This window comes from Paraburkholderia sp. BL6669N2 (assembly GCF_003387275.1).
In the GTDB taxonomy this organism is placed as follows: domain Bacteria; phylum Pseudomonadota; class Gammaproteobacteria; order Burkholderiales; family Burkholderiaceae; genus Paraburkholderia.
Genome location: NZ_QUNA01000001.1, coordinates 3,015,813 through 3,038,231, shown reverse-complemented (window position 1 = coordinate 3,038,231; position 22,419 = coordinate 3,015,813). Strand labels below are relative to the sequence as shown.

At 62.6% G+C, this 22,419-nt stretch carries 17 protein-coding genes and 1 rRNA gene; 16 read left to right on the top strand and 2 right to left on the bottom strand.

The genetic code is table 11. From position 1 onward, the window contains the following. The first annotated feature begins 63 nt into the window (after window positions 1–63). A 5S ribosomal RNA gene (gene rrf / locus B0G80_RS13745) occupies window positions 64–177 on the top strand. A 184-nt stretch (window positions 178–361) separates the two neighbouring features. Here the strand turns inward: rrf and B0G80_RS13740 are convergent. Beyond that, complete coding sequence (locus B0G80_RS13740) at window positions 362–1,558, bottom strand: M20 aminoacylase family protein (protein ID WP_116119651.1); 1,197 nt, start codon at window positions 1,556–1,558, stop codon at window positions 362–364. 187 nt (window positions 1,559–1,745) lie between these two features. On the opposite strand from B0G80_RS13740, the gene B0G80_RS13735 reads away from it, so the two are divergent. Further along, window positions 1,746–3,824, top strand: coding sequence for a molybdopterin-dependent oxidoreductase (locus B0G80_RS13735; RefSeq protein WP_116118348.1), 2,079 nt, complete (start codon window positions 1,746–1,748; stop codon window positions 3,822–3,824). Between the two features lie 146 nt (window positions 3,825–3,970). Beyond that, window positions 3,971–5,644, top strand: coding sequence for a long-chain fatty acid--CoA ligase (locus tag B0G80_RS13730; protein ID WP_116118347.1), 1,674 nt, complete (start codon window positions 3,971–3,973; stop codon window positions 5,642–5,644). A 212-nt stretch (window positions 5,645–5,856) separates the two neighbouring features. On the opposite strand, the gene B0G80_RS13725 is transcribed toward B0G80_RS13730, so the two are convergent. Next, complete coding sequence (locus B0G80_RS13725) at window positions 5,857–7,026, bottom strand: porin (protein WP_106285154.1); 1,170 nt, start codon at window positions 7,024–7,026, stop codon at window positions 5,857–5,859. Between the two features lie 303 nt (window positions 7,027–7,329). On the opposite strand from B0G80_RS13725, the gene coq7 reads away from it, so the two are divergent. The 13 genes from coq7 (at window position 7,330) to B0G80_RS13660 (ending at window position 22,398) form a co-directional block, all read left to right on the top strand. Further along, window positions 7,330–7,968 (top strand): 2-polyprenyl-3-methyl-6-methoxy-1,4-benzoquinone monooxygenase, encoded by a 639-nt coding sequence (coq7, locus tag B0G80_RS13720; protein ID WP_116118346.1) that lies wholly within the window; start codon window positions 7,330–7,332, stop codon window positions 7,966–7,968. Window positions 7,969–8,378: 410 nt separating this feature from the next. Further along, a complete protein-coding gene (mraZ, locus tag B0G80_RS13715; RefSeq protein WP_012434430.1) occupies window positions 8,379–8,807 on the top strand; it encodes a division/cell wall cluster transcriptional repressor MraZ in 429 nt (142 codons plus the stop codon). Window positions 8,808–8,822: 15 nt separating this feature from the next. Next, a complete protein-coding gene (rsmH, locus tag B0G80_RS13710) occupies window positions 8,823–9,776 on the top strand; it encodes a 16S rRNA (cytosine(1402)-N(4))-methyltransferase RsmH (RefSeq protein WP_116118345.1) in 954 nt (317 codons plus the stop codon). Beyond that, window positions 9,773–10,123, top strand: a complete 351-nt coding sequence (gene ftsL / locus B0G80_RS13705; RefSeq protein ID WP_106285157.1) for a cell division protein FtsL — start codon at window positions 9,773–9,775, stop codon at window positions 10,121–10,123. The genes rsmH and ftsL overlap by 4 nt, the downstream gene beginning before the upstream one ends. Beyond that, entirely contained in the window at window positions 10,120–11,985 is a 1,866-nt protein-coding gene (locus B0G80_RS13700) for a penicillin-binding protein 2 (RefSeq protein ID WP_106285158.1), read from the top strand. The genes ftsL and B0G80_RS13700 overlap by 4 nt, the downstream gene beginning before the upstream one ends. After that, a complete protein-coding gene (locus B0G80_RS13695) occupies window positions 11,982–13,529 on the top strand; it encodes a UDP-N-acetylmuramoyl-L-alanyl-D-glutamate--2,6-diaminopimelate ligase (RefSeq protein ID WP_116118344.1) in 1,548 nt (515 codons plus the stop codon). The genes B0G80_RS13700 and B0G80_RS13695 overlap by 4 nt, the downstream gene beginning before the upstream one ends. Beyond that, entirely contained in the window at window positions 13,526–14,938 is a 1,413-nt protein-coding gene (gene murF / locus B0G80_RS13690; RefSeq protein ID WP_116118343.1) for a UDP-N-acetylmuramoyl-tripeptide--D-alanyl-D-alanine ligase, read from the top strand. The genes B0G80_RS13695 and murF overlap by 4 nt, the downstream gene beginning before the upstream one ends. A 17-nt stretch (window positions 14,939–14,955) precedes the next feature. After that, window positions 14,956–16,125, top strand: coding sequence for a phospho-N-acetylmuramoyl-pentapeptide-transferase (gene mraY / locus B0G80_RS13685; RefSeq protein ID WP_106285161.1), 1,170 nt, complete (start codon window positions 14,956–14,958; stop codon window positions 16,123–16,125). A 26-nt stretch (window positions 16,126–16,151) separates the two neighbouring features. Then, entirely contained in the window at window positions 16,152–17,666 is a 1,515-nt protein-coding gene (gene murD, locus B0G80_RS13680) for a UDP-N-acetylmuramoyl-L-alanine--D-glutamate ligase (RefSeq protein ID WP_106285162.1), read from the top strand. Then, window positions 17,663–18,940 (top strand): putative lipid II flippase FtsW, encoded by a 1,278-nt coding sequence (ftsW, locus tag B0G80_RS13675; protein WP_116118342.1) that lies wholly within the window; start codon window positions 17,663–17,665, stop codon window positions 18,938–18,940. Before murD ends, ftsW begins: the two co-directional genes overlap by 4 nt. After that, window positions 18,937–20,055, top strand: coding sequence for an undecaprenyldiphospho-muramoylpentapeptide beta-N-acetylglucosaminyltransferase (gene murG, locus B0G80_RS13670; protein WP_116118341.1), 1,119 nt, complete (start codon window positions 18,937–18,939; stop codon window positions 20,053–20,055). Before ftsW ends, murG begins: the two co-directional genes overlap by 4 nt. After that, the gene (gene murC / locus B0G80_RS13665) at window positions 20,052–21,455 is read left to right on the top strand and encodes a UDP-N-acetylmuramate--L-alanine ligase (RefSeq protein ID WP_116118340.1); all 1,404 of its coding nucleotides are present in this window, start codon (window positions 20,052–20,054) and stop codon (window positions 21,453–21,455) included. The genes murG and murC overlap by 4 nt, the downstream gene beginning before the upstream one ends. Before the next feature lies 1 nt (window position 21,456). Then, window positions 21,457–22,398 carry a D-alanine--D-alanine ligase gene (locus B0G80_RS13660; RefSeq protein WP_116118339.1) on the top strand — a complete coding sequence of 314 codons (942 nt, stop codon included), beginning with the start codon at window positions 21,457–21,459 and terminating at the stop codon, window positions 22,396–22,398. Window positions 22,399–22,419: the final 21 nt, after the last annotated feature.

The following is a 22,419-nucleotide window of genomic DNA, read 5'->3' as shown; positions in this document are numbered from 1 at the left end:
ACCAGAAACTACTTCTTCCAGATTGGCTGCATTGCTCCACGAGCAGTGCAGCAACAAGTCATGCCTGATGACCATAGCGAGTCGGTCCCACCCCTTCCCATCCCGAACAGGACCGTGAAACGACTCCACGCCGATGATAGTGCGGATTACCCGTGTGAAAGTAGGTAATCGTCAGGCTCCCCAGCAGCAGACAGAAACCCCACCCCGAAAAGGTGGGGTTTCTGCGTTTACCCCGCCCCCATACACGGAAAAAACCCGCGGGATAAATCACCTCATTCCCATCCGCAGAAACCATTCGTAGCGCAACGAGAGATGGCTCGGCGGCGAACCATTCACCGCCGCCAACCCCCTCGAAAATATTCTATTTGCCCTGCGCCAGAAACCGCTGCGCCAGCCGTACCCAGTACGTCGAGCCGATCGGCAACAACTCGTCGTTAAAGTCATAGCTCGCGTTATGCAGCATGCACGGACCCGCGCCATGGCCCGAATCTCGGTGCCCGCCATCGCCATTACCCAGGAACGCGTAACAGCCCGGTTTGGCGAGCAACATGAAAGAGAAGTCCTCCGCGCCCATCGTTGGTTCGACCGCGTCGTCGACTTTATCTGCGCCGACAATTTCCTTCATCACCGTCGCTGCAAAGCGGGCCTCCTCGCTGCTGTTGATCGTCGGCGGGTAGTTTCGGTGGAAACGAATATCGACCGAGCAATCGTAGGCCGCGGCCGTGCTCTCCGCGATCTTGCGCATGCGCGCTTCGATCAGATCAAGCGTCTCGGTCGTAAACGTCCGTACGGTGCCTGCGATCCACGCATTGTTCGGGACGACGTTGACCGCGTCGCCGGCGTGAATCTGCGTGATCGACAACACGGCGGTGTCTAGCGGCTTCTTGTTCCGCGTGATGATGCTCTGCAATCCATTCGCAATCTGCACGGCAGTGAAGACGGGATCGCGGCCGTTGTGCGGCAGCGCGGCGTGCGATCCCACGCCTTTGATTTCAATGTGAAATTCGTTGCTCGACGCCATGATTGGACCTTCGGTCACGCCGAAGTGCCCCGCCGGCATGCCCGGCCAGTTATGAATACCGAACACTGCGTCGACCGGAAATTTCGCGAATAGGCCGTCGTCGATCATGGCCTGCGCACCAGCGCCGCCTTCTTCGGCAGGCTGGAAAATGAACACAATTGTGCCGTCGAATTCGCCATGTTTGACCAGATGCCGCGCGGCACCGAGCAGCATCGCGGTATGTCCGTCGTGGCCGCACGCGTGCATCTTGCCGTCGTTTTTCGACCGATGGTCGAAGCTGTTCAGTTCCTGTATCGGCAAAGCGTCCATATCGGCCCGCAGACCAATGGAGCGTGCACCATTGCCGCGTTTCAGCACACCGACGACGCCGGTTTTGCCCAACCCACGATGAGTTTCGATGCCCCAGGACTCGAGCGTTCGCGCCACCAGATCGGCCGTCGCCGTTTCCTCGTAACGCAGTTCCGGATGAGCATGGATTGTTCGTCGGAGGGTCTGAATTTCGCCGTGAGCGGCTTGGATTTCGGGGATAAGTTTCATGATGGAGTGGTGACGCGTCTGTGCTTTTGGCTTGCGTGGAATCGCTCGGGGCCACACTGGCCCGGGCACGGTAATAACCGATTCTACGCCCAAGGCCTTTTTGGCGGCAGCGCGCAGGCCGCGCAGCAATTGCGTAATAGAATCCGGCATTGCTACACCGCTCACCGCCTTCTTGAAAGGATCGCCGATGAATGCTCCGACCGAACTCGCCCGCGCCGTATGCCCGCACGACTGCCCCGACACCTGCGCGATGCGAGTGACGGTCGCGGCTGGACGTGCGATCAAGGTCGTCGCTGATCCCGAACATCCGCCGACTCAAGGCGCGCTGTGCGCCAAGGTCAGCCGCTATGCTGAGCGCGTGCATCATCCGCAAAGATTGACGACGCCGATGAAGCGCGTCGGCCGTAAAGGCGAGGGCCGCTTTGAGCCGATCAGTTGGGATGAAGCCTTCCAGCTCGCGGCAGGCCGTCTCTCGGAGATTGCGCGTCGCGCGCCAGAAGCGATTGTCCCCTACAGCTATGCCGGCACGATGGGTTTGGTCCAGGGCGACAGCATCGCGCAACGATTCTTCCACACGCTCGGCGCATCGCAACTGGACCGTACGATCTGCGCGTCCGCCGGCGCCGCCGGTTTGAAGTACACCTATGGCGCGAGCCTTGGCATGCTCACCGAGTTTTTCGACGAGAGCGAAGTTATCCTCATCTGGGGGTCCAATCCCATCGCATCGAGCCTGCATTTCTGGACCCGCGCTCAACAGGCCAAACGCCGCGGCGCACAGCTGATCGCCATCGATCCGTACCGCTCGCTGACCGCCGAAAAGTGCCATCAGCATATCGCCCTGAAACCCGGCACCGATGGTGCCCTGGCGCTCGGCATGATGAACGTGTTGATCGCGGAAAATCTGCTCGATCACGCCTACATTGAGGCCCACACATTAGGTTTCGATGAACTGAAGGCCCGCGCGCTGAATTACCCGCCGTCGCGCGTTGCGGAAATTTGCGACGTTGATGAAAGCGTTATCGTCGATCTTGCGCGACTTTACGGCAGTACAAAAAAGGCCGCGATCCGCATGAATTACGGTCTGCAGCGCGTGCGTGGCGGTGGCAATGCCGTGCGCGCTATCGCCTGCCTGCCGTCGTTGACGGGCGCGTGGCGCGAAAGAGCGGGTGGTGTGTTGCTGTCCTCGGGCGGTTGGGCGCCGGTCGACTCGCATGCATTGCAGCGTCCGGACCTGATGCCGGGCTGGCCGTCCAAGGTCAGCCGCGTCATCAATATGAATACAATCGGCGATGCGTTGCTGCACAAGGGCGACGCCGTGTTCGGCCCTAAAGTCGAAGCGATCGTCGTCTACAACTCGAATCCGGTGGCCGTCGCGCCGGATTCCGAGCGAGTCGCAGCGGGTTTCGCGCGTGAGGATCTCTTCACCATCGTGCTGGAGCATTTCCAGACCGACACCGCCGACTACGCCGATCTGCTCCTGCCCGCAACGACTCAACTCGAACACCTCGATGTCCATAAGTCATATGGCCACACACACGTGATGGTCAACCTGCCGGCAATCGCTCCGGTCGGCGGCGCACTCCCGAACACGGAGATTTTCCGCGGCTTCGCGCGTCACATGGGGCTGAGCGAGCCGGCGCTATTCGAAAGCGACGAGGCCGTCGCCAAAAATGCGTTCCGCTGGCGGGACAAAACGCTCGAAGGCGTAGATTGGCAGACGTTGAAGCAAACCGGCTGGGCCCGGCTGAACCTGCCCGACGCACCTTTCGCAGACGGCGGTTTCCGAACGCCGTCCGGCAAATGTGAGTTCTACAGTGAACGGCTCGCGCAGCAGGGGCTCGACCCGCTCCCGGATTATCTGCCGCCCTACGAATCCGCCGACGGCGCACCGGAGCTAGCGGCCCGCTACCCGCTTGCGATGATCTCGCCGCCGGCCCGCAACTTTCTGAACAGCACCTTCGTGAACGTCGAAAGTCTGCGTTCGACCGAAGGCGAGCCGCACCTCGACATGCATCCGGCCGACGCTCAATCGCGGGAGATCGTCGATGGCGCTCGGGTGCGGATCTTTAACGATCGCGGTTCCATGCAGGCGCGCGTGCGCGTCACGGATAAAGCCCGTCAAGGGCTCGTGGTCGGCCTGTCGATCTGGTGGAAAAAGCTCGCGTCCGACGGTCGCAATGCCAATCAACTCACCAGCCAGGCGCTCACCGATCTGGGCGGGTCGGCAACTTTCTACGACTGCCTGGTCGAAGTCGAGCGCGTCTGAATTCCGCTCGGTCGTCCCGCAGCCCGCGTCCTTCACAGGTTCGAGGCTGCAGTCTAACCAAGCCGCTTTTCGCGAATAGCACCGAGGTGCCCATGCTACGATGTGTTTTTAGCACGACCATTCGAAAATAAAGGAGGAGACGCTGCATGGACAAAATCTGGCTGAAATCTTATCCGCCCGGCGTTCCCGCAGAGATCGACCCGAGCCGCTATTCGTCGGTCGGAGAACTGCTCGAGGAGGCCTTCCGCGACCACCGCGCCAAACCGGCGTTCGTCTGCATGGGCAAGGAGATCAGCTACGGCGAGCTTGACGCGCTTTCGCGCAAACTTGCCGCGTGGTTTCAATCGAAGAGCTTGGCCCGCGGCGCGCGCATCGCGATCATGATGCCCAACGTGCTGCAATATCCGGTGGCCATTGCAGCCATTTTGCGCGCGGGTTATGTGGTCGTGAATGTGAACCCGCTTTATACGCCTCGCGAGCTCGAGCATCAGCTCAAGGACAGTGGCGCGGAAGCGATCATTCTGCTCGAGAACTTTGCGGTCACACTGCAGGCGATCGTGCGCAACACGTCGATCAAGCACATCGTGGTGGCCGCGATGGGCGACCTGATGGGGATCAAGGGCACGCTGGTGAACTTCGTCGTGCGCAAGATGAAGAAGATGGTGCCGGCCTGGAGTCTGCCGGGTCACGTCAAGTTCAACACCGCCATCGCGGAAGGCGCGCGCCAGAATTTCAAAGCGGTCCAGCAAGGTCCTGACGACGTCGCTTTTCTCCAGTACACGGGCGGCACGACAGGCGTGGCTAAGGGCGCGACGCTGCTGCATCGGAACCTGATTGCGAATGTGCTGCAGTCGGAGATCTGGCTCGATCCGGTTCGCGCGAATCGCACGGATATCGGTCAGTTCGTCACCGTCGTGGCGTTGCCGCTGTATCACGTGTTCGCGCTGACCGTGTGCGGTCTGTTGACGATCCGTACCGGCGGCCTCGGCGTACTCATTCCGAATCCGCGCGACATTCCGGGCATGATCAAGGCGCTCGAAGGCTATCCGATCACGACGATTCCCGCCGTCAACACGCTGTACAACGCGTTGTTGAACAGCCCGGATTTCCACAAGCTCGATTTTTCAAAGCTGATCGCCGCGAATGGCGGCGGTATGGCGGTGCAGGAAGCCGTCGCCAAGCGCTGGTACGAAGAGACTCATACGCCGATTATCGAAGGATACGGTTTGTCGGAGACGTCGCCGTGCGTGACCTGCAATCCGGTCACGGTCACCGAATACAGCGGAACGATCGGTCTGCCGCTGCCGTCGACGGAAATCTCGATTCGTGACGACGACGGCAATGAAGTGCCGCTCGGCCAGCCTGGCGAAATCTGCATCCGCGGCCCGCAGGTGATGGCGGGTTACTGGAACCGGCCCGACGAAACCGCGAAGGTGATGACGCCGGACGGCTTCTTCAAATCGGGCGATGTCGGCCTGATGAACGACGGCGGCTTCGTGAAGATCGTCGACCGTAAGAAGGACATGATTCTGGTGTCTGGTTTCAACGTCTATCCGAATGAAATCGAAGACGTGGTCGCCAAACTGCCGGGCGTGTTCGAAGTCGCCGCGGTGGGCGTGCCGGACCAGCATTCGGGCGAAGCAGTGAAACTGTTCGTCGTGAAGAAGGATCAGGCGCTCACTGATGCCGACATCTTCGCGTACTGCAAGCAGCAGTTGACCGGCTACAAGCGGCCTAAGATCGTCGAGTTCCGCACTGAACTACCGAAGAGCAACGTCGGCAAGATTCTGCGCCGTGAGTTGCGCGACGGACGGGCGTAGGCGGAATCGCACACTGATCGGGCACGAAGCCGGAAAGAAGCTGGCAAGAAGGTGACAAGAAGCGGCGAGTAAGCGAAAAAAGCCCGGCAGACGAAAGTCTGCCGGGCTTTTTCTTTCGCACAGCAATCGCATCGCGAAACCAGTTGGCAGTGCGCGCCATAAAAAAAGGCGCCCGAAGGCGCCTTTGAGGCAGACTGCTTTTTTACGACTTATTAGAACTTGTGGCGGATACCGACGCGAGCCGCGAGTTGGTTCTGGTTCGACGAGCCCGACAGGCCGTTGATGCCTGCCGTTGCGTTGACCGTAGCACCCGCTGCGTTGATCGTATCGCCCAGAGCGTGTTGGTACACGCCAATCACGTACACGTCCGTGCGCTTGGACAGGAAGTAATCCACGCCGAGCGAGCCTTGGTGGTATTGAGCACGCGAGTTGCCGTTGATTTCCGCGCCGCGCGTGTAGTCATACGCTGCGCCGACCAGCAATGCCGGGGTCAACTGATACTTGAAGTTGAGTTCTGCATTGTTGAACGTAGCCGACTGGCCCTTGAACGGCGATGCGAACGAAGCGCCCAGGTTGGCGAAGCGGATGTTCGAGTACGTCGCACCGATGGTCGCTGCGCCGAACGTATAAGCGCCGCCTGCACCGATCACTTGATACGTGTTAGCCGACGAGAAGCCAGCGTACACCGGCGACGTCACAGCCGCGGCCGGCGTTGCAGCCGTACCGCCGTTGTTGAACAGGCCGCCCGAAGCTGCCGGCGTGCGTGCGTTCAAGTAACCAACGCCCAAGACCAACGGACCGTTGTTGTAGCCAGCGCCCAACGACCAGATCTGGTTCGACGTGACGTTGCCGGCAACGCCGCCGAAGCTGTACGTGCCGCCGAACTTCAGGCCGCCGTAATCAGCGCTCGTGTACTTGACCGTGTTGTTGGTGCGGTACGCGTTGTTGAAGTTGTCGATGTCGCCCGGGTGAGCAGCGATGTAGCCGCCCCATTGGTCGCCGGCTTCCAGCGGACCGACGTAGTCGACGACGGAGTCGTACTGACGACCCAGCGTGACCGTACCGAACTGGCTCGACAGGCCAACGTAAGCTTGACGACCGAACATCAGGCCGCCTTGACCCAGCTTGCCGTTGTTCACGTCAAAGCCGTTTTCCAACACGAAGATTGCCTTCAGACCGCCGCCCAGATCTTCCGTGCCGCGCAGGCCGAAACGCGAGCCTTGCATGACGCCGCTGGACAGGTTGTACAGGTGCTTGCCACCCGAGTTGGTGTTGATGTTGAAGCCTTCGTCAATGATACCGTACAGGGTCACGCTGCTCTGAGCATGTGCGACGCCTGCGAATGCGCCCAGTGCTGCGAGAGCGAGAAGCGACTTTTTCATCGAATGATCTCCAAGGATTACGAATCTTTTGTACAAGGCAGAATATTTATCTAGCGTTGAGGCCTTGCATGTCCAACTTCGCGAGAAGTTGCACGTAATGTAACAAAAGGCATACATGGCACAAAGAAAAAGGAGCGGGGCGCGAAGGCTCCTGTTTCGTTTACGCAACATGGTCTAAAATCAGAAATTGGCCGCCCGATTCATGCGGTTTGAAGGTTTTTGCGAAGCCGGTTTTGCACTGCAAAGCCTTGTCGAGCGGACCTGGCGGATCGGTGAGGCGGTTGTCGAGTGAGGGAGTGCTGAATGTTTCTGGACGAGTTGATTAGCGAGTTTGATCGGGGTTTACGCTCAATGACCGGCGTGTCGCGGATGAGTCGTCCGTTGCCGGTGCCGCAAGAATCCGCGGTGACCGAACCGGCGGTCGAACTCTCACCGGCCGAGCGTGCGCACGCGGCCGGCTTGATGCGCGTGAATCACGTCGGCGAGGTCTGCGCCCAGGCGCTCTATCAGGCTCAGAAACTCGCGACCAAATCGCCGTCTTTGCGGGCCGTGTTCAATCGCGCGGCGATCGAGGAAGAAGATCATCTCGCGTGGACTTCCAAACGTCTCGAAGCGCTCGACTCGCGCCCCAGCCTGCTGAACCCGCTCTGGTATACAGGCGCGCTCGCAATCGGCCTCGCGGCCGGGCGCATGGGCGACCGCGTTAGCCTCGGCTTCATGGCCGAAACCGAGCGTCAGGTGGAACTGCATCTCGACGGCCATCTGAACGAATTGCCGGCAGCCGATCACGAGTCGCGTGCAATCGTCGAGCAGATGCGCGCGGACGAAGCGGAACATGGCAAGGCGGCGATGGAAGCCGGTGGCCTCGAGCTGCCGTTGCCCGCGCGCGCGCTGATGCGCGCCGTGTCGAAAGTCATGACGCGTACCGCCTATTACATATAAGTCAAAGCCAACTGTTCACGTACATCTCGAAAGTGGGACGGCGCCTCGCGCCGTTCGCCTGAAGCACCCAGAAACGCCATCCCACGTCTGCCGATCCCGCTTAACGATCTCTTTCATTCCGCGCCTTTCCCCAGCACTTTTCACGTATCACCTTCACAAGCTGCACTAGCTCATTCATTTATAACGGTTTTCCGTTTTATGCGCGACGTGAAGGAGTCGCGCTAAGTCCTTGTTCTAACAAACAAAATTCGCTGGAAAAGCACGTATCTCCCTTGACCCCCGTTTAGCGTTCCTCTAAAGTGGGAGACAGTGTGAGAAAGTGTATTTTTGTGTGATCTCACAAGCGGTTTCGGGTAGATTTTCATGGGTCGGGCAGCTGGCGCGCCAATGCGCCAAATGGGGAGAGCGAAGTGTTCCAAGGGGCGTCGGCGCTGACGCTCGATGCGAAAGGGCGGATGTCTATTCCCTCTCGATATCGGGATGCGCTGCAGACACAGGCAGAGGGCCGGGTGACGATCACCAAGCACCCGGACGGCTGCCTGTTGCTCTTTCCGCGCCCGGAGTGGGAGATCTTCCGCGACAAGGTCGACAAGCTGCCTATGAACGCGACCTGGTGGAAGCGCATTTTTCTCGGCAATGCAATGGACGTTGAAATGGACGGCGCAGGGCGCGTGCTCGTATCGCCGGAATTGCGCACGGCTGGCGGATTGGAAAAAGAAGTGACCTTGCTTGGCATGGGTCGTCACTTCGAGTTGTGGGATGCACAAACATACGCCGCGAAGGAACAGGCGGCAATGGCCGAGGGCATGCCCGACGCGTTAAAAGATTTCACGTTCTGATCGCGGTTTACATATATGGCACCTGCGATGGGAAACGAATTGCAGCATCGCACGGTGCTGCTGGAAGAAGCGGTCCAGGCGCTGGTCACGCGCGCAGACGGCGTCTATGTGGACGGCACGTTCGGGCGCGGTGGGCATAGCCGCCTGGTGCTGGAAAAGCTGGCTGAGTCGGGGCGTCTGATCGCTTTCGACAAAGACCCGCTCGCCATCGCCACGGCGCAGCAGATTACGGATCCGCGCTTCGGCATCGTGCACGAGAGTTTTGCTTCACTGCGCACCGCGATTGCGGAGCGCGGCGTAGGGCGGGTGTCGGGCGTTTTATTGGATCTGGGCGTGTCGTCGCCGCAAGTCGACGATCCGGAGCGGGGCTTCAGCTTCCGCGCCGACGGCCCGCTCGACATGCGGATGGACCCGACGCGCGGCGAATCGGCGGCTGATTGGCTCGCGCGGGCCACGGTGCAGGAATTGACGGAGGTGATACGAGATTATGGGGAAGAACGGTTTGCTTTTCAGATTGCAAAGGCGCTTGTTGCTCGCCGGGCAGAGTCCGACCGTCTTGGGCCTCTCGTCAGCACGGGCGAGCTTGCCCAAATCGTGGCTAACGTCGTCAAAACCCGTGAGAAGGGCAAGGATCCGGCAACCCGCACCTTTCAAGCTATACGGATTCACATCAATCAAGAGCTTGCGGAGCTGCAAGTCGTTTTAGAAGCAGCGTTGTCGCTGTTGGAGCAAGGGGGGCGGCTGGTGGTCATCAGCTTTCATTCGCTCGAGGACCGGATCGTCAAGCGATTCATGCAGGCGCACGCGAGTACGCCAGCGGTGGATCGCCGTCTGCCGATTCGCGCAGTCGATCTGCCGAGCCCTCCGCTCAAAATCATCGGCCGCGTATTCGCGAGCGACGCTGAAGTCGCCGCGAATCCGCGCGCCCGTTCTGCCGTGATGCGCGTGGCGGAGCGGATCGCACCATGAATCGTCTCAACATCTTCCTGCTGATCATCGTGATGGGCTGCGCTCTGTCCGTCGTCAATGCTACCAATCAGCAGCGCCAGATCTTTATCCAGTTGCAGCGCGCTCAATCGCAGGAGCGTCAACTGCAGCAGGATTATTCGCAACTTCAATATCAGCAGAGCGCGCTGTCGAAAACGTCGCGCATCGAGACTATCGCCACTGATTCCCTGAAGATGCAATCGGTCGCCACCGGCCGCACCCAGTACCTGACGCTCGATCCGGGCGCGGCGAAAGCCGAAGACGCACCGATTCCGACTTCCGGCCCGGCATCGGCGCCGGCACCGACCCGTCGCGGAGGCGTGCGATGAAAAAATCGTCGACTCGCAAGAGCGTGGCTTTCTCGGCCAATCCGATCCTGTCGGTGCGCCTGCCGATGTGGCGCTCGAAACTCGTCGTGTTCCTGCTGTTCATGGCGTTCGTCGCGCTGACCGCGCGCGCCTTCTGGATTCAGGGCCCGGGCAACGCGTTCTATCAGAAGCAGGGTGAAATCCGCTATCAGCGCCGGCTCGAACTGCCGGCCACGCGCGGCAAGATTCTCGACCGCAATGGTCTCGTGCTGGCCACGAGTCTGCCGGTGCGCGCGATCTGGGCGATTCCCGAATCGGTGCCGGACGACCTTGGCGCGGACAAGCTCACGTCGCTCGGCAAACTGCTCGGCATGACTAATAAGGAACTGCGCGCCAAGCTCTCGGAAGACAAGACCTTTGTTTACGTCAAGCGCCAGGTGCCGGTGGATGTCGCCGCTAAAGTCGCCGCGCTGGAGATCCCCGGTATTTACGCGCGCGACGAGTACAAGCGCTTCTATCCCGAAGGCGAGATCACGGCCCACCTGATCGGCTTCACCAATGTGGAAGACGAAGGCCAGGAAGGCGTCGAGCTCGGCGACCAGAAGCTGCTCGCCGGCATGTCGGGCAGCCGCCGCGTGATCAAGGACCGCATGGGCCACATCATTGAAGACGTGGACGAGCAGGTCGTGCCGCACAACGGCCAGGACGTGGATCTCTCGATCGACAGCAAGATTCAGTACATCGCCTACACGAACCTGAAGGCGGCCGTCGAGAAGTTCAAGGCCAAGGCCGGCGCGGCCATGGTGATCGACGTGCGCACCGGCGAGGTGCTGGCGCTCGTCAATTACCCTACTTACAACCCGAACGACCGTTCACACCTGACCGGCGATCAGCTGCGCAACCGCATCCTGACCGACACGTTCGAGCCCGGCTCGATCATGAAGCCGTTCACGGTCTCGCTTGCGCTCGATCTGCACCGCGTCACGCCGACTACACTGGTTGATACAGGCGGCGGCCGCTTCGTGCTCGACGGTGCGCCGATTACCGACGACAGCGCGTTCGGCGTGCTGACGGTGGGCGGCGTGATCCAGAAGTCGAGCAACATCGGCGCGACGAAGATCGCCATGCAGCTCAAGCCCGAAGAGATGTGGAACATGTACACGAGCATCGGTCTCGGTCAGGCGCCGAAGGTCGGATTCCCGGGCGCGGCGGCCGGCCGTCTGCGTCCGTGGAAGAGCTGGCGCCGCATCGAGCAGGCCACCATGTCGTACGGTTACGGTCTGTCGGTGTCGCTGTTCCAGTTGGGCCGTGCTTACACCGCGATCGCGCATGACGGCGAGATCATGCCGGTGTCGATTTTCCGCACGCCTGGCGATCAGCCTGCCACCGGCCCGCAGATTTTCGCGCCTACTACCGCACGTCAAGTGCGCGCCATGCTCGAAACCGTTACGGCGCCGGGCGGCACCTCGCCGGATGCGGCGGTGCCGGGCTATCGCGTCGGCGGCAAGAGCGGCACGGCGTACAAGCACGGCGCGCACGGCTACGACCACTCGAAATATCGCGCTTCGTTCGTCGGCATGGCGCCAATGCCGAACCCGCGCATCGTCGTCGCTGTTTCGGTCGACGAACCGACGGCGGGCAGCCACTTCGGCGGTCAGGTGTCGGGCCCGGTGTTCTCGAGCATCGTCGGCGACACGCTGCGCTCCTTGAATGTGCCGCCGGACATGCCGGTCAAGCAAATGGTGGTGTCGGACGATTCGGCACCGGCCGCACCGACCGCGCCCGCCACGCCGGCCACGGCCAAGAAGCTCTCCACCAGCGCCGGCGCGAAGAAGATGACGATTTCCGCAAACGCGAAAAGCCATCCGGGAGTCGTGCGATGAGCATGTTGCGGAAGAAGCATCCCGCACAGCGGCAGATCGCCGACGCCCTCGCCTGGCTGCATGCTCACGTGCAGCCAGGCGCGCATCTGCACGCCGACACGCGCTCGCTCGCGGCCGGCGACGCGTTTTTTGCCTATGCGGTGGATGGCGCGGACAACCGCCCGTTCATCGACGGCGCGATCGAACGTGGCGCTGCCGCCGTGCTGGTTCAGCCCGAAGGCTTCAACGGCGCGATCGATCCGTCGAACACGCTGGCCGTGCCGGCATTGAACGAGCTGGCGGGTTCGATTGCGAGCGGCTGGTACAGCGATCCGAGCGACAGCATGCTGACGCTCGGCGTTACCGGCACGAACGGCAAGACCTCCTGCAGCCAATGGATCTCGGCGGCGCTGACGGCGCTCGGCACGCGTTGCGCGATCATCGGCACGCTCGGCACCGGCTTGCCGGGCCACCTGGTGCACACCGGCTTTACTACGCCCGACGCGCCGCAATTGCAGCGCAGTCTCGCGCAGTTGCGCGACGCGGGCGCGCAGGCGGTAGCCATGGAAGTGTCGTCGCACGCGCTGCATCAGGGGCGCGTGAACGGCACGGCGTTCGACATCGCCGTGTTCACGAATCTTACGCAGGACCATCTCGACTATCACCACACGTTCGAAGCCTACGAAGCGGCCAAGGCGCGTCTGTTCGCCTGGCCGGAATTGCGTGCTGCCGTGATCAACCGCGACGATGCCGCCGGCCGCCGTTTGCTCGCGAGCACGCAAGGTCATGCACGCACCATCGCCTATGGGCTGGATGAAACGCTGCAAGACGCGCCGCAGGCCGACGCGCTTCTGCTCGCTTCGAACGTGCGCGCTACGGCCACGGGCACAGCGTTCCATCTGAGTACCTCGGATTGGGGCGATGCCGAAGTGGAAGTGCAGACGCTCGGCGCGTTCAACGTCAGCAATCTGCTCGGCGTGCTGGGCGCACTGCTCGCCGCGGACGTCCCGTTCGACGCCGCCGTGGCCGAACTTGCAAAGCTCGAGTCGGTGAACGGCCGCATGCAGCGGCTCGGTGGCCGCTTGCAAAACGACGAACCGCTCGTCGTGATCGACTACGCGCACACGCCGGACGCGCTGGAAAAAACACTCGAAGCGTTGCGCCCGATGGCGACCGCGCGCGGCGGGGAACTGATCTGCATGTTCGGCTGCGGCGGTGACCGCGACGCCACCAAGCGTCCGCTGATGGGCGCGATCGCCGAGAAAATCGCCGACGGTGTCGTGGTCACCAGCGACAACCCGCGCAGCGAAGATCCGCAAGCCATCATCGAGCAGATCGCGGCGGGCATGAAAGACGCGTCGAAAGCGCGGCGTATCGAGGACCGCGCGAGCGCGATCCTGCAAGCGATCCGCAGCGCCGCGCGCGAAGACGTCATCGTGCTGGCCGGCAAGGGGCACGAAGCAACACAGGAAATCATGGGCAAGAAACGCGCTTTCTCGGATCAGGACCACGCTCGCCTCGCGCTAGCCGCGCGCGCGACGCACGCACGCGGAGGTGGCGAATGAACATGTTCTCTCTGCGTGAAGCCGCCGCGCTGATCTCCGGCGCAACCGTGCTGGGTGACGAGGGCGTTTCCTTCGAACGCGTCTCGACCGACAGCCGCAGCGCGGGCCCCGGCGATCTGTTCGTCGCGATCAAGGGCGATCGCTTCGACGCCCACGATTTTCTGCCGGACGTCGCCGCGCGCAACGTGAGCGCTGTTCTCGTCACGCGCACGCCGCAAGACTGGACTGTGCCGGCGCTCAAAGTCACCGACACGCGCATCGCGCTCGGCGCGCTCGCACGCGGCTGGCGCCGCCAGTTCAGCATGCCGCTCGTCGCGGTGACGGGCAGCAACGGCAAGACCACGGTCAAGGAAATGATCGCGTCGATCTTCGCCGCCGCCGTCGGCGCCGACGCGCGTCTCGCGACCGCGGGCAACTTCAACAACGACATCGGCTTGCCGCTCACGCTGTTCCGTCTGCACGCAGCGCATCGGCTGGCAGTGGTCGAACTGGGCATGAATCATCCGGGCGAAACCTCGGAGCTCGCGAAGATCGCTGAGCCGACGGTCGCCGTGGTGAACAACGCGCAGCGCGAGCATCAGGAATTCATGGCGACGGTCGAAGCGGTCGCGCTCGAACACGCAAGCGTGATTCACGCGCTCTCGCCGGAAGGCGTCGCGGTGTTCCCTGCGGACGACGCCTACGCGAGCATCTGGCGCGTGGCCGCAACCGGCAACCGCATCATGGACTTCGCGCTGAACTCCGCCGAGCGCACCACTGAAGCCGCAGTAAAAGGCACGTTCGCCGGCAACGTCCTGAGCGTCGACACGCCGGAAGGCCAAATCGAAGTCACGCTGAAAGTGCTGGGCGACCACAACGCGCACAACGCCTTGGCCGCAACGTCGGCAGCGCTGGCCGCGGGCGTGTCGCTCGACGCGATCAAGCGCGGCCTCGAATCGTTCGGCGCCGTGAAGGGCCGCTTGCAGGTGAAGCAGGCCGTACTCGGCTCGCTCGCCGGCGCCACCGTCATCGACGACACCTACAACGCCAACCCCGATTCGATGCGCGCCGCGATCGACGTGCTTGCCTCACGCGCCGCGCCGCGCGTGCTGGTGATGGGCGACATGGGCGAAGTCGGCGACAACGGCCCGGCGTTTCACCGCGAAATCGGCGCTTACGCCAAGGAACGCCGTATCGACGCGCTGTACGCAATGGGCGACGCCTCGCGCGACGCCTGCACCGCGTATGGCGCGAACGCGCATCACGTCGCCGACATCGGCACGCTGGTCACGCAATTGCAGCAGGCCGGTTTCGGTCCTGGTGCAACGCTTCTCGTGAAAGGCTCGCGCTTCATGCAGATGGAGCGCGTGGTGGACGCCGTAACGAGTCCACAACCCAACGCAGCGGGCAGTACGCTCGCCGCACATTGAAATAGAAGGACCGAAGCATGCTACTGGCGCTGGCGCAATGGCTGCAGAATGACGCAAGCTTCTTGCGCGTGTTCAGTTATCTGACTTTCCGTGCGGTGATGGCGACCATCACCGCGCTGCTGATCGGGCTCGTCTGCGGCCCGGCGGTGATTCGCAAGCTGACCTCCATGAAGGTCGGTCAGGCCGTTCGTAAAGACGGCCCGCAAACTCACCTCGTCAAATCCGGCACGCCGACCATGGGCGGCGTGCTGATTCTGCTCGGCATCGCCGTGGCGACGTTGTTGTGGGCCGATCTGACCAATCGCTTCATCTGGATCGTGATGCTCGTCACGTTCGGTTTCGGCGTGATCGGCTGGGTCGACGATTACCGCAAGGTGGTCTACAAGGATCCGCGCGGCATGTCGTCGCGCGAAAAGTATTTCTGGCAGTCGGTGATCGGTCTGTTCGCGGCGGTTTATCTGGCTTTCAGCGTGTCGGAAGCGAGCAATGTGCGCGTGTTCGACCTGTTCATGGCGTGGGTGCGCAGCGGCCTCTCGATGGGCTTGCCGGCCCGTGCCGACCTGATGCTGCCGTTCGTCAAATCGATCAGCTATCCGCTCGGCGTGTGGGGCTTCATCGTGCTGACGTATCTGGTGATCGTCGGCGCGAGCAACGCGGTCAATCTCACTGACGGCCTCGACGGTCTCGTGATCATGCCGGTCGTGCTGGTCGGCGCGTCGCTCGGTGTGTTCGCTTACGTGATGGGCAGCTCGGTCTACTCGAAATACCTGCTGTTTCCGCATATCGCCGGTGCGGGCGAACTGCTGATCTTCTGTTCGGCAATGGGCGGGGCAGGGCTCGCGTTCCTCTGGTTCAACACGCACCCGGCGCAGATGTTCATGGGCGACGTCGGCGCGCTCGCGCTCGGCGGCGCGCTCGGCACGGTGGCGGTGATCGTGCGCCAGGAAATCGTGCTCTTCATCATGGGCGGCATTTTTGTCGCGGAAACGCTCTCCGTGATGTTGCAAGTGACGTGGTTCAAATTCACCAAGCGCCGCTTCGGTGAAGGGCGGCGTCTCTTCAAGATGGCGCCGCTGCATCACCATTTCGAATTGTCGGGTTGGAAAGAAACGCAAGTGGTCGTGCGCTTCTGGATCATCACGTTGATGTTGTGTCTCTTTGGTTTGTCCACGCTCAAACTGCGTTAAGCAGCAGGTCCTTAAGGAAGCAGGCGATGTTCGGCGAGAAGTTTCGGGATCGGCAAAAGCCGATGGTGCTCGTGCTGGGACTGGGTGAATCCGGTCTTGCAATGGCGCGCTGGTGCGCGCGGCACGGCTGTCGGCTGCGTGTGGCCGATACGCGTGAAGTACCGCCGAACCTGCCCGCGCTGGAAGCGCATGGCATCGATGCCGCATTCGTCGGCGGCCCGTTTTCGCCGGTGCTGCTCGAAGGTGTCGAACTCGTCGCCATTAGCCCCGGCCTGTCGCCGCTTGCCGCCGATCTGTTGCCGCTGATCGAAGCTGCGCGCGAGCAGGGCATCCCCGTGTGGGGCGAACTCGAACTGTTCTCGCAAGCGCTGAAGTCGCTTGGCGAAAGCGGCTATGCGCCGAAGGTGATCGCGATTACCGGCACCAACGGCAAGACCACGACGACGAGCCTGACCGGCCTGCTGTGCGAGCGCGCCGGCAAGAAGGTCGCGGTGGCGGGCAACATCAGCCCGTCGCTGCTCGACAAACTCGCTGAAGCGATCGACAACACCGCGTTGCCCGACGTGTGGGTGCTGGAACTGTCGAGCTTCCAGTTGGAAACGGCGCACACGTTCTCGCCGGATGCGGCGGTCGTGTTGAACATCACGCAAGATCATCTGGACTGGCACGGCGGTCTGGACGCATACGCCGCCGCGAAGGGCCGCATCTTCGGTGCGCAGACCGTGCGCGTGCTGAATCGCGACGACTCGCGTGTCATGAAGCTCGCGCCCGCGGAAGATAGCGAAGCCGAGATGGTCACGTTCGGCGTCACCGAGCCGAAGAACGACGGCGACTACGGTCTGCTGCGCGACAACGGCATGATCTGGCTCGTAGAGGCGCACGATCGCGACGCGAGCGACGAACCCGTGCCGAAGCGCCGTCGCAAGAACGAAGTGGTCACGCCGCCGAACATCGCGCTTAAACGCCTGATGCCTGCAGACGCCCTGCGCATTCGTGGCCTGCACAACGCCGCCAACGCGCTCGCCGCCTATGCACTCGCACGCGCGGTCGGTCTGCCGGGCGCGCCGCTGTTGCACGGTCTGCGCGAATATCGCGGCGAGCCGCATCGCGTGGAATTAATTGCGTCGATCGACGGTGTCGACTATGTGGACGACAGCAAGGGCACCAACGTCGGCGCGACGGTGGCCGCGCTCGACGGGCTCGCACAGCGCATCGTGCTGATCGCCGGCGGCGACGGAAAGGGTCAGGATTTCGAACCGCTCGCCGCGCCGGTCATGCGCTGGTGCCGCGCCGTGATGCTGATCGGCCGCGACGCGCCGCAGATTCGCGCCGCGCTGGAAGAAACCGGCATCGCCATGACGGATCACGCGACGCTCGAAGAAGCGACGCGCGCCGCGACCGCGCTCGCTGAGCCGGGCGATGCCGTACTGCTCTCGCCGGCTTGCGCGAGCTTCGACATGTTCAAGGGTTACGCGCACCGCGCCGCGGTATTCCGCAGCACGGTAGAAGACATCGCGGCCGAACGGGGGACGATGATATGAGCTGGTCGGAACGTTTCGGTTCGCGCCAGGCCGCTGGCGGCGATGCGGGTGGTTCGGGCGGCGCGGCTCGCGTCGGCGGCCGCACGGGCGGCAGTGGTCTTGCGAGCGCCGTCAATGGCGTGCGTCCGCTGCGCTCGCGCATGCTCGACTACGATCACTCGCTGCTGTGGGTGGTCGTCGCGCTGCTCGGTCTCGGCGTGGTGATGGTGTATTCGGCGTCGATCGCCATGCCCGATTCGCCGAAGTACGCGTCGTACCGCGATTACGCGTTCCTCGTGCGCCAGATCATCTTCGTGGTGATGGGCTCGGTGATCGGCATCGTGTCGTTCCGCATTCCGATCGCGACATGGGACAAGTACGCGCCAAAGCTGTTTCTGATCTCGCTGTTCGCGCTGGTGATCGTGCTGATCCCGCACGTCGGCAAGGGCGTCAACGGCGCGCGCCGCTGGATTCCGCTCGGCATCACGAACATGCAGCCGTCGGAAATCATGAAGCTCGCGGTGACGATTTACGCCGCGAACTACACGGTGCGCAAACAGGAATACATGCACAGCTTCGCCAAAGGTTTTTTGCCGATGGCGGTCGCCGTGGGTCTCGTCGGCGCGTTGCTGCTGCTGGAACCGGACATGGGCGCGTTCATGGTGATCGCGGCGATCGCAATGGGCGTGCTGTTTCTCGGTGGCGTGAACGGCAAGCTGTTCGGCGGCCTGGTGGCGACCGCGGTCGGCACGTTCAGTTTGCTGGTGTGGGCGTCGCCGTGGCGTCGTGAGCGGATTTTCGCGTACCTCGATCCGTGGGACGACCGCTACGCACAGGGCAAGGCTTATCAATTGACGCACTCGCTGATCGCGTTCGGGCGCGGCGAGTGGTTCGGCGTGGGTCTTGGCGGCAGCGTCGAGAAACTCAACTATCTGCCCGAAGCGCATACCGACTTCATCCTCGCGGTGATCGGCGAGGAACTGGGTTTTGTCGGCGTGCTGGTGGTGATCCTGATGTTCTACTGGATCGTGCGCCGCTCGTTCGAGATTGGCCGTCAGGCGCTCGCGCTCGATCGCACGTTCGCGGGCCTGGTCGCGAAGGGCGTCGGCATCTGGTTCGGCGCGCAGACCTTCATCAACATGGGCGTGAACCTCGGCTTGCTGCCGACCAAGGGTCTCACGTTGCCGCTAGTCAGTTATGGCGGCTCGGGCATTGTTTTGAACTGCGTCGCTGTTGCCGTGTTGATGCGTGTGGATTACGAAAATCGTGTGCTGATGCGCGGAGGGAAAGTATGACCGCTCTGCCGCAACGCACGCTGATGGTGATGGCCGGCGGCACCGGGGGACACGTGTTCCCGGGGCTTGCGGTCGCTCATCTGATGCAGGCGTGGGGCTGGAAGGTCGTGTGGCTCGGCAATCCCGCGGGCATGGAAGCGACGCTGGTGCCGAAGCATGGCATCCCGATGGAATACGTGCGCTTCGGCGGCGTGCGCGGCAAGGGCCTGAAACCCAAGCTGATGCTGCCGCTGAATCTGCTGCGTGCCTGCACGCAAAGCCTCTCCGTGCTGCGTCGCGTGAAGCCGGACGTCGTGCTCGGCATGGGCGGCTACATCACGTTTCCGGCCGGCTTGATGACCGCGTTGAGCGGCCGTCCGCTGGTGCTGCATGAACAGAATTCGATTGCCGGTCTCGCGAACAAGGTGCTCGCGAAAGTCGCTAAACGCGTGCTGGTTGCGTTTCCGAATGCACTGCCGCACGGCGAATGGACGGGAAATCCAATTCGTGAGGAACTTGCGCGCGCGATTGCACCCAAAGCACGCTACGCGCAACGCAGCGGTCCGTTGAATGTGCTCGTCGTGGGCGGCAGTCTGGGCGCCGCGGCGTTGAATGAAGTGGTGCCGCGCGCGGTGGCCTTGCTCGCGCCGAACGAACGGCCGCGCATCGTGCATCAGGCGGGCGCGAAGCATATCGAAGCGCTGCGCGAGAACTACGCGGCAGCAGGTCTGCAAGCAGGCGCCGACGTCGAACTCGTGCCGTTCATCGACGACATGACGAGCGCTTATGCGCAAGCGGACCTGGTGATTTGCCGGTCCGGCGCAATGACGGTGTCCGAGATTTCAGCAGTAGGCGTGGCGGCGTTCTTCGTGCCGTTCCCGTATGCAGTAGACGATCACCAAACCACTAATGCAGCGTTCCTCGCCGACAACGGCGCGGCGCTGGTCGTGCAGCAACGCGATCTGTCGGCGGAAACCCTCGCTGACTGGTTGCGCAGCCAGACGCGAGCAACCCTCGCGGAGATGGCGGAGCGTTCGCGCTCGCTCGCGAAACCCGACGCCACGGAACAGGTCGCGCAGATTTGCGCGACCGTGGCGGGTTCGATTTCGGGCGCGAGCCCAGAAGGAAAGCAATGAAACACATCGTCAAACACATTCACTTTGTCGGCATCGGTGGTGTCGGCATGAGCGGCATCGCGGAGGTGCTGGTCAACCTCGGCTATCAGGTGAGCGGCTCGGATCTCACGAGCAACGCAATCACCGATCGCCTCGCCGCACTCGGCGCGCGGATTGCGATCGGCCACGCGGCGGAGAACATCGAAGGCGCGAACGCGGTGGTCGTTTCCACCGCGGTGCGCAGCGACAACCCGGAAGTGCTGGCCGCGCGTCATCGCCGCATTCCGATCGTGCCGCGCGCGGTGATGCTCGCGGAACTGATGCGCCTGAAGCAGGGCATCGCGATTGCCGGTACGCACGGCAAGACCACGACCACCTCGCTGGTGGCGAGCGTGCTCGCGGCGGGCGGTCTCGATCCGACCTTCGTGATCGGCGGCCGGCTCATCAGCGCGGGCGCGAATGCGCGCCTCGGCACGGGCGACTTCATCGTCGCGGAAGCCGACGAGTCGGATGCGTCGTTCCTGAATCTGTTTCCGGTGATCGAAGTCATCACGAACATCGACGCGGATCACATGGACACCTACGGCCACGACTTCGCGCGGCTCAAGCAGGCGTTCATCGAATTCACGCACCGGCTGCCGTTCTATGGGATCGCGGTGTTGTGCGTCGACGATCCGAACGTGAAGGAAATCCTGCCGTTCGTGTCGAAGCCGATCATTCGCTACGGCTTCGCGCCAGATGCGCAGGTGCGCGCGGTCAACGTGAAAGCGCGTGACGGCAAGATGCATTTCACGGCCATGCGCGAAGACGCGGCGCCGATCGACATCGTCTTGAACCTGCCGGGCGAGCACAACGTACAGAATGCTTTGGCCGCAATTGCAATTGCGACTGAACTTGAAGTGAAAGATGCCGATATCCAGCGAGCGCTGGCGGATTTCAACGGCGTGGGCCGACGCTTCCAGCGCTACGGCGAAGTGCCGGTCGTCAGCGAAGGCAAAGCGAGTGGCGCGTACACGTTGGTGGACGACTACGGTCATCACCCGGTCGAAATGGCGGCCACGGTGGCGGCGGCGCGCGGCGCATTTCCGGGCCGCCGTCTGGTGCTGGCGTTCCAGCCGCACCGCTTCACGCGCACGCGTGATTGCTTCGAGGATTTTGTGAAAGTGCTGTCCACCGTCGACGCGCTCGTGCTGACCGAGGTCTATTCGGCCGGCGAGTCGCCGATCGTCGCTGCGGACGGCCGCGCGTTGGCGCGTGCGCTGCGTGTGGCGGGCAAGGTCGAGCCGGTATTTGTCGATACGGTGGATGAAGTGCCGGACGCGCTCTCAGCAGTGGTGCGCGACGGCGATGTGGTGATCACGATGGGCGCGGGTTCGATCGGCGGTGTGCCGGGTCGCCTCGCGCAGGAAACGAAGGTGTGAAATGAGCAGTATCGACCCCAAACAATTCGGCAAAGTGGCAGTACTGCTCGGTGGTAATTCCGCCGAGCGCGAGGTCTCGCTCAATTCCGGCCGCCTCGTGCTGCAAGGTCTGCGCGACGCCGGCGTGGACGCGCATCCGTTCGATCCGGCCGAGCGTCCGCTCGCCGCATTGAAGGAAGAAGGCTTTGTGCGTGCGTTCAACGCGCTGCATGGCGGTTACGGCGAGAACGGCCAGATTCAGGGCGCGCTCGACTTTTACGGCATTAAGTACACCGGCAGTGGCGTGCTCGGCTCGGCGCTCGGTCTGGACAAGTTCCGCACCAAGCTCGTGTGGCAGCAACTCGGCATTCCGACGCCGCCATTCGAAGCGGTACTGCGCGGCGACGACTACGAAGCGCGCTCGAAAGACATCGTCGCGAAGCTCGGTTTGCCGCTCTTCGTGAAACCGGCGAGCGAAGGTTCGAGCGTCGCGGTGATCAAGGTGAAGAGCGCCGGCGCGCTGCCCGCCGCGCTGATCGAAGCGGTCAAGTACGACAAGATCGTCGTGGTCGAAAAGAGTATTGAAGGCGGCGGCGAATACACCGCGTGCATAGCCGGCAATCTGGATTTGCCGGTGATCCGCATCGTGCCGGCCGGCGAGTTCTACGACTATCACGCGAAGTACATCGCGAACGACACGCAGTATCTGATCCCGTGCGGTCTGGCGGCGGACGAGGAAGCGCGCCTGAAAGTGCTGGCGCGCCGTGCCTTCGACGTGCTCGGCTGCACCGACTGGGGCCGCGCGGATTTCATGCTCGACGCCGACGGCAACCCGTATTTCCTCGAAGTGAACACGGCGCCTGGCATGACCGATCACTCGCTGCCGCCGAAAGCGGCGCGTGCGGTGGGCATCAGCTATCAGGAACTGGTTGTCGGCGTGTTGGCGCTGACGCTGCAGGACTAACCGGGGCGACCCGAAAGCAAC